The sequence below is a fragment of the Paenibacillus pabuli NBRC 13638 genome (assembly GCF_001514495.1).
In the GTDB taxonomy this organism is placed as follows: Bacteria; Bacillota; Bacilli; order Paenibacillales; family Paenibacillaceae; genus Paenibacillus; species Paenibacillus pabuli.
On sequence record NZ_BCNM01000003.1, the window covers coordinates 335,971 to 351,777 of the forward strand.

Sequence of the window (15,807 nt, forward strand, 5' to 3'; positions counted from 1 at the left end):
GTTCATTTTACGTGAATCTGCCCCATCTGTACAATGAGGCTCAGTAGTGAAGTTTTATATACACAAGGAGGAATTTTGAAAATGAAAGCCATTATTCATTCCGGCCAAAGCGGCCTTGAAGGTCTTCAATATACCGATTCAACATCTCGCGCACCAGAAGCCGGGGAAGTTCGAATCCAACTGAAATCTGCTGGAATTAACCATCGTGATCTGTTCATCATGGCAGGACGTACCTCACAAGACGCATCACTCATTCTTGGTTCCGATGGGGCAGGTGTAATCGTAGAGATTGGAGAGGGAATAGACGGCTTATCTGTAGGTGATGAGGTCATCATCCACCCTACTCTCGGTTGGGATCGCGCCGTTGACGTACCCATTGTGCCCGATATTGTAGGGGGTCCTACGGATGGTACTCTCGCACAATATATTACGCTGCCTGCCAGAAATGCCTTGCCCAAACCCGCTCATCTATCATGGGCGGAAGCAGGGGTGTTATCCCTTTCGGCTTTGACAGCATACCGCGCCCTATTCACTCGCGGCGGACTTAAGCAGGGGGAACACATCCTCATTCCTGGCATTGGCGGCGGTGTAGCAACCTATGCCTTGTTAATGGCCGTAGCCGCTGGTGCGACGGTAACCGTTACGTCCAGAAGTGAAACCAAAAGAAAAGAGGCCCTGCGCCTGGGTGCTTTCCAAGCTCTGGACAGTCATGCAGACTGGAGTTTGCAGAACGATCTCGGTTCTGCTGACTTCATCTTGGATAGCATCGGACAATCCATGTTCCCGAAATATTTTGATATAATCAGACCAGGTGGACGTATCGTGATGTACGGTGCAAGCTCGGGAGATGATCTGACTGTTCCAATTCGCTCGATCTTTTTCCCTCAAGTTAGTCTGATGGGTACCTCCATGGGCAGCCGTGAAGAGTTTGTCCAGATGCTGCAATGGGTGGAGCAACATGATATACATCCTGTAATCGATGGCCTATACCCGCTGCAGGAAACAGCGAAAGCATTCGAACGCATGGAAAAGGCAGAGCAGTTTGGCAATCTCGCTATACTTGTGGAGTGACATCTGTTTTAGATGGACCTTCATTAATTAGTAAAAATATTCTTACGATAATGGGGGAATCCATCTGACCCGTCTCGCTAAACGCACAGCATTTGTTCTTGTCGCAATTATACTTTTGGCCCAAATTCCTATGTTGAAAGCAACCTTTGCCCGAGGGGTAACTACGCTATATGTGAACATAAAGCACCCCGAACGCTCTTTACAATACAGGGATTTCATCTATGAATCTCATTTCGGGAGCTATTTCATTTCTTATGCTGATCAAGACGAAAAACTCATTAGCCTGATCCTTGAACCGAAATGGTTGCCGGTTATCGTTACGTATGATCCGTTGGATCAGCCCATGAAAAACTAAATTGTTCACTCTATGAATCACTCAGGAGGTACTAATATGTCCAATCATTCGCATTTGGTCGAAATGGTACGCAAGCTGATGAATGCCGAAGGAACCGGTAATGAACTGGATGACATGCTAACCGAATTAGAGCAAGAGCTGCCTTATGCGGAGATTAGCAATCTGATTTTCTGGGACGATCGAGAACTGACACCTGAACAGATTGTGGAAGAGGCGCTGGCTGCTCGTCCCATTCTGCTCCCACCCCAGTCCTAATTTCATTCAGGAGGTGAACGATCGGATATGTCTGATTTGAATCATAATAATAACAATGAACAGCCTGATTTTAACGCAGTCCACGGAGAAGAAAAACTACAGGCACTTCGTGATCTGATCGACCTGACGGATAACCATCTTACACAGCAAGTTCTCGCTATTGGCATGGATTCACACGAAGAAGATCTCATACGAATCGAAGCATGGCGTGCTCTGGGTATGGCAGGCTCCTCTGCTCTTCTGGGTGAAATCCTGCATGCTGCCGCGCAACTTGTTCGTGATCCAGAAGAAGATGAGGATGTGCAGAATTACGTCTTGCAAACACTCGCTCTTCTGCCCATTACAGAAGTCGAAATCCAGTTAGCTCAGGAGGTTCTGGAAGGGAGTGCCTACATATTGGTCAAAGGTGCGGCCTTTGCTATTCTGGTTGCACATCAACATGTCTATGGAGCCACGTCTGCGTTGGAATCCCTTCAATCCGATCCTGATTTTGGAGCTTCTGCGAGACGGGAACTTCATCCGAATTAAGGAAATGATATTCAATGAACGAACGTGACAACCGTTCTCGTAAACATGAACCTTATGAGAACCCTGATCAGTGCAATAAAGAATCAGGAATAGACGCTACGAAGCCTGTATACCTTACCCAAGGGGAGATTAATGCATTACAGAAGGCTCTTCTTTTCTCAAGTTTGAATGTGAAGAAAACGATTCCCTGCTCTACACGGGTAGCCCGCTACTAAACAGTGTGATGGAAAAAATACAGGAGGTCCATGTTTTCGGAGCGCACCCCAAAGACCTCTACTCCAGGCCAAATGAACGTGCAGAGACATTTATGCGCGACAAGCTGGAGCGTTCCTACGCAGAAGAACTTGCCCCGCGTGAGCGTACAGAATAGCAGAAGGCAGAAATACTCAGGTGCTGCATGTATCCTTATCCCGTTAAATAAACATCACAAATCCAGTCTCCCCTCCCCAACTTCCATATTTTCGTTATAATGTAAACAAGACATCAGGAAAACAGGAGGATAATTATGGAGACAGAGGGTTTACGCAACGTCGAGAAGCTGGCGCTGAAGAAACACAAGATTTACAAACAAAGCTTGATCAGGTACCTTGCACGCTCCATGCTTGCCAGCATGTTTATCGGGTTCGGCGTCATTGTGGCGTTCAAGACGGGAAACTTCTTTTATATGGAAGACTCCCCTTTTACATACCCTATGGCTGCCCTCACGTTCGGCGCGGCTATTATTCTGATCGCTTATGGCGGCGGTGACCTGTTCACCGGGAATACGTTCTATTACACGTATGCCGCATTACGCAAGAAACTGAAATGGTTCGAAGTGGTGAAGCTGTGGATTGCCAGTTACAGCGGTAATCTGATGGGTGCGGCGGTATTTGCCCTGTTAATTTATCTCACGGGACTGTTCGATTCATCTCAAGTGAACGGCTTTCTGCTGAGTGTTGTAGAGCACAAGATGGAGGCTCCGGCCATGCAGCTCTTTTTCCGGGGAATTTTGTGTAACTGGCTCGTATGTCTGGCGTTCTTTGTGCCGATGTTCATGAAGGAGAATGGAGCCAAAATGTTCGCTATGATGCTCTTTGTCTTCTGCTTTTTCATCTCGGGCTATGAGCACAGCGTCGCCAATATGTGTACATTCGCGATTGCGCTCGTCCTAAACCATCCGGGGACCATCTCATTCGGCGGGGTGATCCACAATCTGGTTCCGGTGACGCTCGGCAATCTGGTGGGCGGCGTACTGCTGATGGGCTTTATGTATTATGCGGTGAACAAACCGTTTCTGGACGAAGAGACACACTAATTTGTTGCAAAACAACCCCGTAGCCTTCCATTTCGTAATGAAGGTTGCGGGGGAGCTTGTCTATGGGTGCGGGCTTAGTAGTAATCCCGCCACGGGGTATATTCAATATCGTTGTTGCCACGCGTGACCACGATCATGTTCTGCATTTGGCCCGTCTCCTTGTTGGTCCGATAGATCATCGTACGGGTCTCCCCTTCCTCTGGAACGGAGAACAGGAACTTGTCCGCAACGAGGGACGAACCGATACCTGTCGCATGTTCTGTAAAGGCAGAGCCCGTCTTGCTTGTGAGCAGCAGACCGATGCCGTAGGCTGTAGCCGTTTGTGCCACTTTGCCAAAGAGATGCTCTCCTTGACTGGTCGTGTGCGTTTGCTCCGAATACTTATACTTTTCCGTATCCTTGCTATAGTCCACCACATTGCCCTGTTTATCCAGACTGATGGTGGTCGTTTCACCCTTGTCGCTTTTCACCTGATACGTGCCTACGATCGAATCCTCGGTAATCTTCACCGTATTGCCCGTGTTTGGATCGGTCTGATAAATCACATCTTCATACTGAAGCCGAATAATGTTCATGCTGGCCTGAATCTGTTGTGCCAATTTTTCATCACCCATCTCTTCGGCTTTCTTCAGCATTTCCTCATAGTTCTGATAAGCCTCGGCATCCTTCTCGTCCCATTCATCCATATTCTTCGGAGGGCCAGACGTTTTATCGAAGTTTTTGCCTTTATTCTTGCCCAGGGTTGTAAGGGACTGTGCTGCTGTCAGGGTGGCCAGGAGCGCCTGGTTTATCGCCTCTTCATCCGTTGTGCGGAAACGCTCGGCAATCTTTCTGAGTTCCGACTGAATGGACAAAACCAATTCCAGTACGGACTTCATCGTCCCCTGTGCAGTTGAATAATCGTTATAGAAACGTTCCCGTTCCATGCCGTCCCAGTTGCTGCGCATGACGCTGATCTGGCTGTCCAATGTGGACATGAATCCCGACAATTGCTGATGTGCCTGGGCGAATTGTCCGCTGACCGTATCCAGTTGCTCTGGTGTCACCTTGATCTGGGTCATCCTACACACTCCGTTCCTGTTATTAGTTGATTTGCGTGGTCAATCTTTCTCTTGGATCCTTCATGCCCTTGAGCTTCAACTCCAGGTGCAGCAGCGGGAACGGTTTACCCGAACCATCCAGCTCGGATCTGCCTGTCTGAACAAATCCCATTCGGGTATAAAACCGGGTTGCCCCCTCATTTTGTTCATTTACGTCAACCTTGAGGTGTTTACCTTTGATGTCTATCGCTTGTGAAATCAGTAGACGTCCCAGGCCCTGTCCATGCCTGTCTGCATCCACAAATAACATTTCAATGTGGTTCCCATCCAAAGCCATAAAACCAGCGGGCTCTCCCTCTGAATCCAATACTTCCCATACCTCTACCTCTGGCAAGGCTTCGCTCACCATACGTTTATAAAAGGTGATGTCATGTTCGGCGAGAAACGTATGTGTTGCCCTTACGGCACGCTCCCAGATCGAGACCAGTTGGTCATGATCCTGTTCCCGATAAGGTACAATTTCCAATTTCAACGTTTCTTCCCTCCCATTAGGACTGATTATGTAAAAAGCCGATCTTTGGATCGGCTCTATATTTATATCTATTTACATCACATTCATTTTACCATGTCCAACATTCAATCTGTACCCATAATTGCCAATCTCGGGTCAATTTTTCTCGGTTATTTGTGGTTTCCAGCGGAACGTTGCGGCCGATTGGGGCGGCAGCGTGTATCGAAAAGCCTTCCCCTCCATGACCACATCGAAGGCAACTTCTCCCTCTCCCGTGTTAGCTGCAACCAAAACCATCGTTCCATCCGGATTGCGGAAAGCCACGTTCTCGATCTTGCCCTTTTCTTGATTGGACTCGACCCTTACGGCTCCCGGACGAACATAACGGCTGATATGACCCAAAGCATAATACTCCACATTTCGGGTAATATCACCGCTCTTCGGGTCAATCGTCACCACACCACGGCAGTTCTCACATCCACCGTTGGTTGGCCCCCCACTTGGATCAAGTGCGATGTTCCAGAACAAGACGTTTCTCGCCCAATTACGCGGACCGCCAACAATCAGATTGGACATCTGCCAGCTCAGATTATTGCCAAAATCAGGACTCCATTCCCCGCCACTGCACTCGGTAAAATAAATATGTTTATCAGGGAAGCGGTCGTGCACTTCCGACATGGCGGAGGGATCACCTGCATAACAATGGAATGCGGAGCCGTCAATATAGGCAGCAGCTTGTTCATCGCCGAGCACGTTGTCCGTATATTCCACCGATTGATCCCAATTATGGTCATACGCGATGATTCGTGTGTCCAGCCCCGCATCTTTCATCGCCGGACCGAGATAATCACGGATAAACATGGCCTGCTCTTCGGCTCCCATACTCATGCTCGGATAGTCAGGTGAGGTAAACTCCGGTTCATTTTGCAGAGTCATGCCATATACGGGAATGCCTTCGGCCTGGTATGCTTGAATGTATTTCACAAAATATTGCGCGTATGCTTCATAAACCTGTGGGTCGTTGTAATCCAGATACCACCCGTTGGTTGTCTTCTCTCCATATTTCATCCAGGCCGGAGCGGTCCACGGTGTACCCATAACCTTAAGATCCGGCTTCAATCCGACCACATGCTCCAGCAAGCCCACGACTTCCTGATCCTTCTCGATCGAAAAGTGCTCCATATCGTAATCCGTCCTGGACTCCATATCATCATAGGTATAACTTGAAGGCTCGCCCAATTCGTCCACCGAATAATCGGAAGCGCCAATCGTATGCCTCAACATATCCATATTCAATCCTTCTGCGGTAAACAGCTCCTTCAGCAGTTGTTCTCGCTGTTCTTGCCTAAGCTGGTTGATCAGATGTGCGGAAGATCCAGTCATGGCAGCCCCGAACCCATCCATCGTCTGATAAGTCTTGGCCGGATCAATCCTTATGGTGAACTCTGGATCGAAATCCCCCTGATCAGATGTCCAAGGGATTGCTTTCTGTGGTGCCAGCAAATTTTTCTGATCCCCGGTCGTTAACCACACTTCAGCCTTCGCCTGTGTTTTCTCTATAGGTGGCGGGATCGGTTCTTGCTCGCTCCGGTTGGTCATGAGCCATACCACCAGGCCGGCACAGCATGCAACAAGTAATACAACAAGCAACAGGATCATCCATCGTATTTTGTTCTTTCTCCATCGAATATTCAACTCTTTTTACACTCCTCTCCCGGTTGGTTATCCCGCGGCTTCAGACGTCAGAATCTGGGCCAGGTAAGGAAAAAGCCGCGGCCATTCGGCCACGACTTTTTGCTTTTTCCTTTTATTTCCCGGATGGAGTTCCGATATTCACACTGCCTGTCAGGCGGATATCATCGGATGCACTGCCGACATAAACCTGTACTTTACCCTTAGGCATTACCCATTTATGCGATGTTTCATCCCAATAAGACAGCGCCGTACGATCAAGTTGAACTTTGACGCGTTGTTGCTTGCCTGCCTTAAGATCGACCTTAGCCCATCCTGCTAGTTGCTTCTTCGGTGTCTCCACCTTGGTTGGCAAGCTGCCGACGTAGACCTGTACAACTTCTGCACCGGAGCGTTTGCCCGTATTACGCAAGTTGAGAGACACTTCTACCGTCGCTTGATCACCTTTGCCTGTATTTTTCACATGCAGGTTGCGATAGTTGAAATTGGTATAAGACAATCCATGTCCAAAAGCAAATGCTGGTGTCATATTTTCTTTGTCATACCCTTTGTACCCTACAAAGATACCTTCAGAATAACTTCCCACGCCGTTTACACCCGGGAATTGATCCGCTGTAGATACCGGAGTCTGTGAATCGTCTGACGGGAACGTCACTGGCAGTTTACCAGATGGATTTACATCACCGAACAGAACACGTGCCACCGCGTTACCTTGTTCCTGACCTGCATACCAGGCTTGAACAATGGCTGGCACTTCCTTCTGCCAAGAATCCATTTCAACCGCACGACCGCTCATTTGTACCACAATCGTTTTCGGATTCGCTGCCGCTACCTTGCGGATCAGCTGCTCCTGGTTGTTCGGCAGTTCCAGATCGGAACGGTCAACATATCCTTCGCTGTCATACGTACGTGTGACCACGACAGCGACATCGGATTTTTTAGCCAGCTCAACCGCTTTTTGCATCTTGGCATCCACTGCATCTTCTGGAGCTTCCCAGCCAAAACGAACCTGGGCTCCCATATCATGATTGGTTTGTACCGGGAAATCTGTACGATATTCAATCCGAATATTATGGGACTCGCCTTCTTTGAACGTGATTGCTTTCTCGGTTGTACTCAATGTTTCACCTTGATTGTTTACGAGCAGTTGGTCATCCACATACAATTTTGCAGAACCCAGACTGGTCAGAGACAGTTTGTAATCACCCGTTTTCGGTGCCGTAATGGAACCTGTCCAACGAGCGGACATTTTGCTATTAAACTTCGTTGGCGTCACCGGAAGCTTGGACGATTGTGCATTGAAACCTTCATAGTTGTAAAATCCAAGATTCATGTTCACCTGGTTATCCGTGCGAACCAGTTCAGGATTACCCTCCATGTCCTTGTTCGTCCAATATTCGGCATGCAGGCCGAATTCCGCATTGTCTTTACCACTTTCGTTAGCATTCGCTGGAGACAAGAGCGTGGATGGAACCGCGGACGGTCCGTTAAACGCATCTCCTGCCGAGATTGGATCGGTACCGGCTGCATATTGCACATCTACACCATTTCCTGCGCGGTTACGAATCCCTTCAAGCGGGCTCACCGTATAGGTCGGATTAACGAGACTGCTACCGCCACCGGCTGCGGATGCGGTATCCGCATCGGGTCCGATCACTGCAATGGACTTCAGGTTTTTGCTCGACAGTGGCAGCATGTTATCGTTATTTTGCAAGAGAACCATGCTCTCTTCCGCAAACTCACGTGCTTTAGCGCCATCTGCCTTCGCATTGATTTGTGTATTGGTTACTGGGTTATCGAACAGCCCTTTTTCGAACATTTGAAGCAAAATCCGTCTGACCTTCTCATCAATGGTTTGTTCGCTGACTTCACCTTTGTTCACGGCTTCAAGCAGCTTGCTTCCCCATTTGCCATAAGGTTCACCCGGTGTTTCCAGATCGAGCCCAGCATTCGCGGATTCCGCTGTACTGAAGTTGGCACCGTAGTCACTCATGACGAACCCTTCAAAGCCAAACTGGTCCTTGAGGACGTCCGTCAGCATCTCCTTGTTCTCACAAGCATATGTACCGTTCACCTGGTTAAACGAACACATCGCCGAACCCAGATTCGCTTTTTCGACCATTGCCTGGAACGGACGTGCATAGACTTCCTGAATGGCACGCTCACTGGCTGTTGCATTGGTGGTGAAACGCTCCGTCTCCTGGTTATTCAGGATATAGTGCTTCGCAGTAGCAATAACCGGATTGCTTTGAATCCCATTCACATACGCTGCACCCATGCCGGAAGCCAGCAATGGATCTTCACCCAGGGACTCGAAGTTACGGGACCCCCATGGCGTACGCGCAATATCCAGCCCAGGGCCGAGGACTACGTTATGTGTTGTATCATGTGCCTCCTGCCCAATCAGATCACCATATTTCTTGGCAAGATTGGTATCCCACGATGCCGCGAGGGCAATCGGTGCAGGCAGTGCTGTGGACTTTTTGTCCTGAACATCCGGGTTCGCAACCCGCACCCCTGCCGGTCCATCTGCCATCTGTAATGCCGGAATGCCAAGGCGCTCCAGTCCATCATTATAGAAACCATAGTAGTTATTTACTTTACCGGTAACGAATCCGACTTTCTCCTCCAGCGTCATCGCTTTGAGCAGCAGTTCGGTACGTTCCTCCGCAGACAGTGACTTGTTCATCCATGGGCGTTCAGCCCCGGAATCCCCTTCTGCGGCGAAGGCGTTTAACGGCATGGCCGTTACCGCCACGATGATTAACAGCATAAACCATCGTTTGAGGAAAATCAGGTTAAGTCTTTTGTTCATGTTGTAAGCTCTCCTTCTCTCTTGATCATTTTTCTTGTACACACGTTGTATACATGTACACAAGGGAATGCACACTGGCTTGTTCCCAGCCTTTCAAGCATTCAGGTAGTCCTGCACATGGCTTCCGAGACTGCAGCCCGTAACGAGGGCAGCAATTTCGCTTCCTAACGATAGCCGACCTGCTTACTAATTACATCCCTCTAAATTTGGAAAAACGGCAAAATACACTGGCATAGTTCTTGAGAATCACTTCAATCACAGTTCCGGTAACAATACAAGAAAACGAATTAATTACATTTTCGTAATATGAATCAAACAAAAAATTCACTTTTAAAAACAGTCGCATTGACCCAATCCTGATCAACCAATTTATGCAATTAATTATCAGATTTAGAGAGGCCCAAGATTCATCTGGGTCCAAAGTCTATTTGAAACCGGATGCATGCCAATGTGAATTCAATTAGAAAAAATGAAAGCAACCGAAGTCCCTATTAACAGGTACTCCGGCTATCCTAATTCATAAAATGAACAAAGGGGTTGTTCCTTATCATAAATAACGAACGGGGAAGTGATAAAAGTCCCGCCCACATCGGAACGGGACTTTCCATGAGTACACATTAAATTTATTGCATCTGATCTGTTAATTTTGCAATTGTGCCAGAATTTGTGGGTCCTTGATCTTCTTGTCTTCAGCCAATAACATCACTTTGGATAGAATCTCGGCCGTTCTTGGATCTTCATCAAGGAACGGCAGGAAGATTCTGCCCCGATGCTGGCTGTGTACAGGTACGATGTGAAGTGCGCCCGTCGCCTGCTTGAACACATTACCGCTACCAAGATGAACGGCGTATTCGCCCAGTTCACCATCAATTCGTGCGTAGTTTCCATCGAGATGTACGTTACCGACTTTCAACAGACGCAGTGACTCATTCACAATCACGTGACGCATCTCAATCGTGGTCAAGCTGGCTTCCGGATCTACTCCGCCAACATGTGCCATACTCACTACCAGATCGATATCACGCATGACTTCCGAGAAGAAGACCGGCGGTACATCTTTCAGCGCAACAGGTTTGTAACTCTTCCGATCATAGAACTGCACTGTCTCCAGAGTAGGTGCTTCAGTATCTGCGGGTGAGAACCAGTCTGCCATGGCATAGAGATTGGCAATCAGATTATGCTCATAGCTTACCTTTTGCAGCCCTTCCTCATAGCTGACTGTCCATTGACGTCCTTTAAGCAGAGCAACTGCTTTTTTCGGTTGAATCTGATAACCTGCATACCGACGGGATACGGTACCATTAGCCAGTTCATCCTCATTCGGAAGATAGAGTTCACGGAACACCTGCTTAAATGGCTGCCGTTCCTGGCGATTGAACAGATCCCGCTGGAATTCGCTCCAGGTTCCACCCAGGAACAGATGCAATGGATGTGCAATCAGCAGTTTATCCTGTTCCGTCAACGTTTGAATTGAGCTCTCTGTACCCTCCGCATCTGGAGCAATAAGGCCACCCGAAGTGACATCGAAGCGTCCCAGCTTATCACCTGCCTGGAAAATAAGGGTGCGAACCAGTGGACGAAGGACCGGATTCTGCATCAGATTGGCGATTTCCTCCCGTGTAAAGGAGGTTCCAGCTGTCATGGAACGCTCCAATTCCTGTCTTGCCCGGCGATACTGATCAACCAGATCGGACTTTAACTCCTTCAATTCGGTAATGTAACCCTCTTTTTTGAAGCGTGCAGGTACCGACTTGAGTATCTTCCCTTTACTTACGATGACCAATTCCGGTTGACCTTCTTCATCGATGACCAATTGGGCTGTGGTGACGTCATCCAATTCACGCGGCTCAAAATAGGATTTCATCTCATCCAGCTTGCGAGCTTCCATATCCCACATCAGCCGGGTAACATCCGCATACCCTGCATTCCTGGCAAGGTTGCCCAGCGCAATCTGTGATACCAGACCTTCACTGGCACGGCGCTGTGCGCCAAACTGCTTGCTCTGCAGCAGAAACTTCTGAATGAAGTCGTACCGCTCGCGCAGATCCTGTTCCCTTTCTTCCGCAAACGGAATCAGGCTGTAGGTCAACAAATGATCTTTGTTGCGCTTATTTTCCACAGACTCACGCATATCTTCAAGCTTCAGCTTCCCAAGTGCCGCATCAGCGAACAATTGTGATCTGCGGTGGTTGGCTCCCCCGGAGATATACTTGGCACAATCGTACAGCAGATTGAACCGCTCCTCACCGACAGCCTCATACGCCTCCTCAAACCAGGCAATATCAAATGCGCCCTCGTTAAAGTCCTGAGGCGAGATTGGAGAATAATGCGCTACGATGGTTTCTTTTTCAGCAGTGAAACGTTCATTAATATGGGCATGGAAGTACCAGGCTGCACTACGCAGACCTTCCCATCCGAGATGTTTCGCAACAATCTCCATCCATTGCGGCGCGTACATTGCGGCTTCCAGGAGCTTCTTCTCCTGAATGGGATGCTTCGCCAGCAATTGTCCCAGCAGCACTTCGTCCTCTCCATCACGTGGATGGCAAACCTGAATCAGATGGCTGAACGTTTCTTTACGAGTTGTATCGTCACCGTAGCTGTAGATATATCCACGGACAAAAGTATCCTGATCCATGGCAGCAACGAGATGCACCCAATGCTCCATGCCTTCAATGCGCTCAAGCTTCATCGCCAAGGTACTTACTTCTGTGGAGAGCTCCCCTCGAGTCAACTCTATCTCCAGAATCCGTTCAACAACTGTTCTTCGCAGTTCTGCCAATACCGGCTTCTCCGCAATCCAGTCATTCCGACTGGATGTCAGTTCGCGAATAAACAGGGCACGTGACTCTCCCACAAGCAGCTGCTTGTAGACTTCCTGTGCATCAATAAAATCCAGTTCATAGGCACGCAGATAGTCGTTCAGAGAGAGGAAGGAGCTTCGGTGACTGTCTTTGTTTAACCTGTCGAATTGACACATAGTCTGGAAGTATCGCATGAAGCTGTTATCATCATGTACACGATCCCGCACAATATAGAACCATGGCCCAGACAAGAGATCAAGCATGCCCGATTCCTTTTCCATTTGCTCTTCAGGCATCATTTTCATCAGTGCATACAGTGTCCGTTCCGCGATTTCAAATGTATCTGATTTATCACTGTCCTCATACATGGCCTCAATCAGCGTTCTTACCTGATCTTCGTAACGAAGTTCACTAACCATCTTTTTCATATCCTGAATGTACTGGAGCGGGTAGACTTCTTCGGCAAAATCCTTACGCCACCCTTCCAGCAGGCTGTGTTTCTCCAACTCATTGTAGTCATATACGTTGGAATAGTATCGATAATAATGATCCAGCTTCTTATTCAGATCCTCCATGCGGATCGTGAACAAAACTTGCAGCAGTTCCTTATTGTCCAGACCACTCTTACGGACATATTCCCCCCATATGTTATGGAGAGGGAACTGCTCCAATAATACAGCATCTTGCCGCTGATCATAAGGAATATAGACCATGGCGCGCAAAGTCGCACCTACCAGCAAGTTTTCTTTGTAGCCGGCGTAATATTCAGCCTCATATTCATGGTCCCTGTGCTCATGCACCAGCTCATCCAAACCTTCAAGAAACCACTTTGCCTTTTCCAGCGAAAGGGTAAACAGGTCCTTCGGCTTGAATCCGCCAAGATCGCGTTCTTCATGGAGCAGTGGATTTTCCTCTGAAGGATCAAACAAGCCGAATCCATTCAACGCAGTATACCTGCTGGTCTGCTCGGTAAGTTTGTCCAGCAGCTTCTGCTCCTTGGCCGTTGGTGTCTTGATTAACGTTATCAATGACTGCATCTGCTCCTGCTGCTCCGAACGCTGTGGGTCTGCGGAGATTTCAGTGAGCAGCTCCAGCGCGCCCAAACGCTGTAGTTCACTTTTGGATTGCAGAAGACGTTTCAGCGATATAATCAGCTGATCTGTCGGCTGAAGTAACAGCACCTGGATAATTTTTTGACGCAGCGATCCCGTTTTCAGCTTGAGCAGCGCCTCCATTTGCAGCATCTCTTCGAGCGTCAGTGTTAACAACCTGGCTTTGAGCAGAGCATTCTCACGGTTGTTCATACTCTTATCCGACAGACTGTCAAAAATAAACTGTCTTTGTACTTCATTCTCGGGATGATGGACAAACTGGGACAACAATTCACCGCGTAAGTCCGGGCTTAGCTTGTCCTTGAGTGCAATGACCTCACCAAGCCATTCCGGGTCCATGTCATACGCGGCAAGGTACAGCATTTTTTTCACCACATCATCCGGATCGATCCGATATTGAACAAATTCAAGAACACCGGATGGTCCACCAGCCCCTCCCTGCGGAATATGGGCCAGCATTTGTTTGAACAGATCAAAGTCACGCCGACGCACGGCTTTATCTTCAAAAACAGACAGTGGCCAGATGTGGACACTACGTTGATTCTCCCCATTTTCAAAGCTCCAGTTAAACATGTACATGGCATCATAATTCTCAATGACCCAATGCAGCAACTCCAGATCCTGTACTTCAAGATACTGACGTGCCACATGCAATCGCAATTCTCTGTTCTGGCTGTTCGCGAGCACGTATTGAGCAACAATCTGCTGATATACTTGTCCTTGATCCATGATCTGGATGACTTTTTGCTCCAACTCATCCTCTTCAATGACAGCCGCTGCCCAGAGGCTAATGAACAACTCATTTGCATTGGCACTTTGCTGCCATTTCTCCCGAACCGCAGAATCCGTTAATGCTTGATGAGCTTGTGTAATTAACTGAGCAGCAACACGCTGATTCGCCGCTTCAATTCCGATCCCTGTCCATACGCCAAGTGCCCTCACAACCGAACTGAACCGAATCAGGTTGTTGTCGATGATTATTTTTAATATGTATATATACGCCTCAAGCGTACCTTCATCCATCCGTTCCACAATGCTTTGTCGCAGACCCTCTTGCAGTCTTGCCGCAACCAGCAATTCTCCAACCATCTGATAGGCATCGACTTGATCACTCATGAAGATCCCCTTAATCATCTCAGTTGTCAGCAATCCATTCTGATTATCGCCGTAGATAATAGTATGCAGTGCCTGCTTCATATCTCCGGTTTCATGATCCAGTTCATAAGCTATGCAATCCGGCAAAACTGCTCTGATCTCATGAAGATAATCAAATTTGTATTCCCGCAGTGACACATATTCGCTCAAAGAGAAGCCATGCATCTCCATACGGAACAAAGCAATCATTTTGCGAAGGACCTGTCCGATATGCTGTTCGGGATCGATTGTACGAAAGGGTCTTCGTTCATAATTTTTGCTATAAGGAAAATTCGCTGCACGCTCTGCAATATACCAGAATCTCGCCAAAAGTGGTTCACTAACCAGCTGACCCAGTACATCCAGCAGCGGGCGGAACAATGAAGTTTGCGTCTCAGCAGCCAGACGTTTCAATTGTTGTTCTGTATTCAAATAGGCCTTTTCGTCTTCGCGCAAATAGGTGAATCCTGCCATCTCTGCAACATAACCTGCGAGTTCCTGCTCTATACCATGCAGCGATTTCACCTTTTCCTGCAAATCATTGTGATACTGTTGAACTTTATCATCCTGAGCCATTCCAATCTCCTCCTCGTCACGCTCTACCACAGACGCCCGGCAAGCATTGTAAAACGGATAAATACCACGTTATCGTCTTCTCGTAAAATGAGCGGCTCGTCCAGTCCCTGCAATTCTTCATCATTGAGAAACACTTTAAATAGCCCATCTTCATATGCGGTTACCGCTGTATCCATGGCACCTTCTACATTAGGAATCTCTTCATTGTAGATCGTGCCAAAGCCCACTTTGCCCGCTGTCCCCTGCTCCTGAATGTCCTCGGGCATCAGGTAGGCAAGCCATTCCGCATCATTTTTCCTGTCCTGAAGAGCCTTGATCTGCTGAGCGACTATGCTCCTAATAAGCTGTCTAAGCGTATCGGTTGTTTCCGGAAGTTCGGCAGCTTGTTTGGCAAGTATCGGCTTGCGTTTCCCCAGACTTTTCACCGTAATCCATACGTTCACCGCTTTCCCTCCTATGTACTGCTTTACATTATATAGAAGCTTCTATCTGCCCAAATATCGATACTACCATGGAAAACTGAATCGAACTTAGGCATCAGCTTGTTTCATCCCACTCATAAATGCGTACATATGTGCCCCTCTCAAACATCATAACGAATATTCCAGCCATATTCATGG

General features: G+C 48.1%; 12 protein-coding genes. 6 read left to right on the plus strand and 6 right to left on the minus strand.

All coding sequences use genetic code 11. The annotated features are described in order from the left end of the window. The first annotated feature begins 81 nt into the window (after positions 1–81). The 6 genes from PPA03S_RS06935 (at position 82) to PPA03S_RS06960 (ending at position 3,503) form a co-directional block, all read left to right on the plus strand. A complete protein-coding gene (locus PPA03S_RS06935; protein WP_062321166.1) occupies positions 82–1,071 on the plus strand; it encodes a zinc-binding dehydrogenase in 990 nt (329 codons plus the stop codon). A gap of 391 nt (positions 1,072–1,462) precedes the next feature. Beyond that, positions 1,463–1,681, plus strand: coding sequence for a bacteriocin immunity protein (locus PPA03S_RS06945; RefSeq protein ID WP_068963980.1), 219 nt, complete (start codon positions 1,463–1,465; stop codon positions 1,679–1,681). A 27-nt stretch (positions 1,682–1,708) separates the two neighbouring features. Beyond that, entirely contained in the window at positions 1,709–2,209 is a 501-nt protein-coding gene (locus tag PPA03S_RS06950) for a hypothetical protein (RefSeq protein WP_062321173.1), read from the plus strand. A gap of 14 nt (positions 2,210–2,223) precedes the next feature. Continuing rightward, positions 2,224–2,424 carry a hypothetical protein gene (locus tag PPA03S_RS06955; protein ID WP_062321175.1) on the plus strand — a complete coding sequence of 67 codons (201 nt, stop codon included), beginning with the start codon at positions 2,224–2,226 and terminating at the stop codon, positions 2,422–2,424. 8 nt (positions 2,425–2,432) lie between these two features. Beyond that, a complete protein-coding gene (locus PPA03S_RS33235; RefSeq protein WP_167665992.1) occupies positions 2,433–2,579 on the plus strand; it encodes a hypothetical protein in 147 nt (48 codons plus the stop codon). Positions 2,580–2,714: 135 nt separating this feature from the next. After that, the gene (locus PPA03S_RS06960; protein ID WP_062321177.1) at positions 2,715–3,503 is read left to right on the plus strand and encodes a formate/nitrite transporter family protein; all 789 of its coding nucleotides are present in this window, start codon (positions 2,715–2,717) and stop codon (positions 3,501–3,503) included. 74 nt (positions 3,504–3,577) lie between these two features. On the opposite strand, the gene PPA03S_RS06965 is transcribed toward PPA03S_RS06960, so the two are convergent. From PPA03S_RS06965 to PPA03S_RS06990, 6 genes are all read right to left on the minus strand, one after another. Then, the gene (locus PPA03S_RS06965) at positions 3,578–4,564 is read right to left on the minus strand and encodes a WXG100 family type VII secretion target (RefSeq protein WP_062321180.1); all 987 of its coding nucleotides are present in this window, start codon (positions 4,562–4,564) and stop codon (positions 3,578–3,580) included. A 22-nt stretch (positions 4,565–4,586) separates the two neighbouring features. Next, on the minus strand, positions 4,587–5,075 hold the full coding sequence (locus PPA03S_RS06970) for an acetyltransferase (protein ID WP_062321183.1): 489 nt from the start codon (positions 5,073–5,075) through the stop codon (positions 4,587–4,589). A 135-nt stretch (positions 5,076–5,210) separates the two neighbouring features. After that, positions 5,211–6,749, minus strand: coding sequence for a glycoside hydrolase family 30 protein (locus tag PPA03S_RS06975; protein ID WP_411835401.1), 1,539 nt, complete (start codon positions 6,747–6,749; stop codon positions 5,211–5,213). A gap of 112 nt (positions 6,750–6,861) precedes the next feature. Then, on the minus strand, positions 6,862–9,561 hold the full coding sequence (locus tag PPA03S_RS06980; RefSeq protein ID WP_062321185.1) for a beta-glucosidase: 2,700 nt from the start codon (positions 9,559–9,561) through the stop codon (positions 6,862–6,864). A 640-nt stretch (positions 9,562–10,201) separates the two neighbouring features. Next, a complete protein-coding gene (locus tag PPA03S_RS06985) occupies positions 10,202–15,187 on the minus strand; it encodes a DUF4132 domain-containing protein (protein ID WP_062321187.1) in 4,986 nt (1,661 codons plus the stop codon). Between the two features lie 23 nt (positions 15,188–15,210). Further along, positions 15,211–15,630 (minus strand): hypothetical protein, encoded by a 420-nt coding sequence (locus PPA03S_RS06990; protein WP_062321189.1) that lies wholly within the window; start codon positions 15,628–15,630, stop codon positions 15,211–15,213. Between the last annotated feature and the right edge of the window lie 177 nt (positions 15,631–15,807).

Excerpts from the sequence above, each read along its gene's own strand:
- PPA03S_RS06985 (WP_062321187.1), bottom strand. The coding sequence starts at position 15,187 with ATGGCTCAGGATGATAAAGTTCAACAGTATCACAATGATTTGCAGGAA.
- PPA03S_RS33235 (WP_167665992.1), top strand. The coding sequence starts at position 2,433 with ATGGAAAAAATACAGGAGGTCCATGTTTTCGGAGCGCACCCCAAAGAC.
- PPA03S_RS06965 (WP_062321180.1), bottom strand. The coding sequence starts at position 4,564 with ATGACCCAGATCAAGGTGACACCAGAGCAACTGGATACGGTCAGCGGA.
- PPA03S_RS06980 (WP_062321185.1), bottom strand. The coding sequence starts at position 9,561 with ATGAACAAAAGACTTAACCTGATTTTCCTCAAACGATGGTTTATGCTG.
- PPA03S_RS06935 (WP_062321166.1), top strand. The coding sequence starts at position 82 with ATGAAAGCCATTATTCATTCCGGCCAAAGCGGCCTTGAAGGTCTTCAA.
- PPA03S_RS06960 (WP_062321177.1), top strand. The coding sequence starts at position 2,715 with ATGGAGACAGAGGGTTTACGCAACGTCGAGAAGCTGGCGCTGAAGAAA.
- PPA03S_RS06955 (WP_062321175.1), top strand. The coding sequence starts at position 2,224 with ATGAACGAACGTGACAACCGTTCTCGTAAACATGAACCTTATGAGAAC.
- PPA03S_RS06950 (WP_062321173.1), top strand. The coding sequence starts at position 1,709 with ATGTCTGATTTGAATCATAATAATAACAATGAACAGCCTGATTTTAAC.
- PPA03S_RS06945 (WP_068963980.1), top strand. The coding sequence starts at position 1,463 with ATGTCCAATCATTCGCATTTGGTCGAAATGGTACGCAAGCTGATGAAT.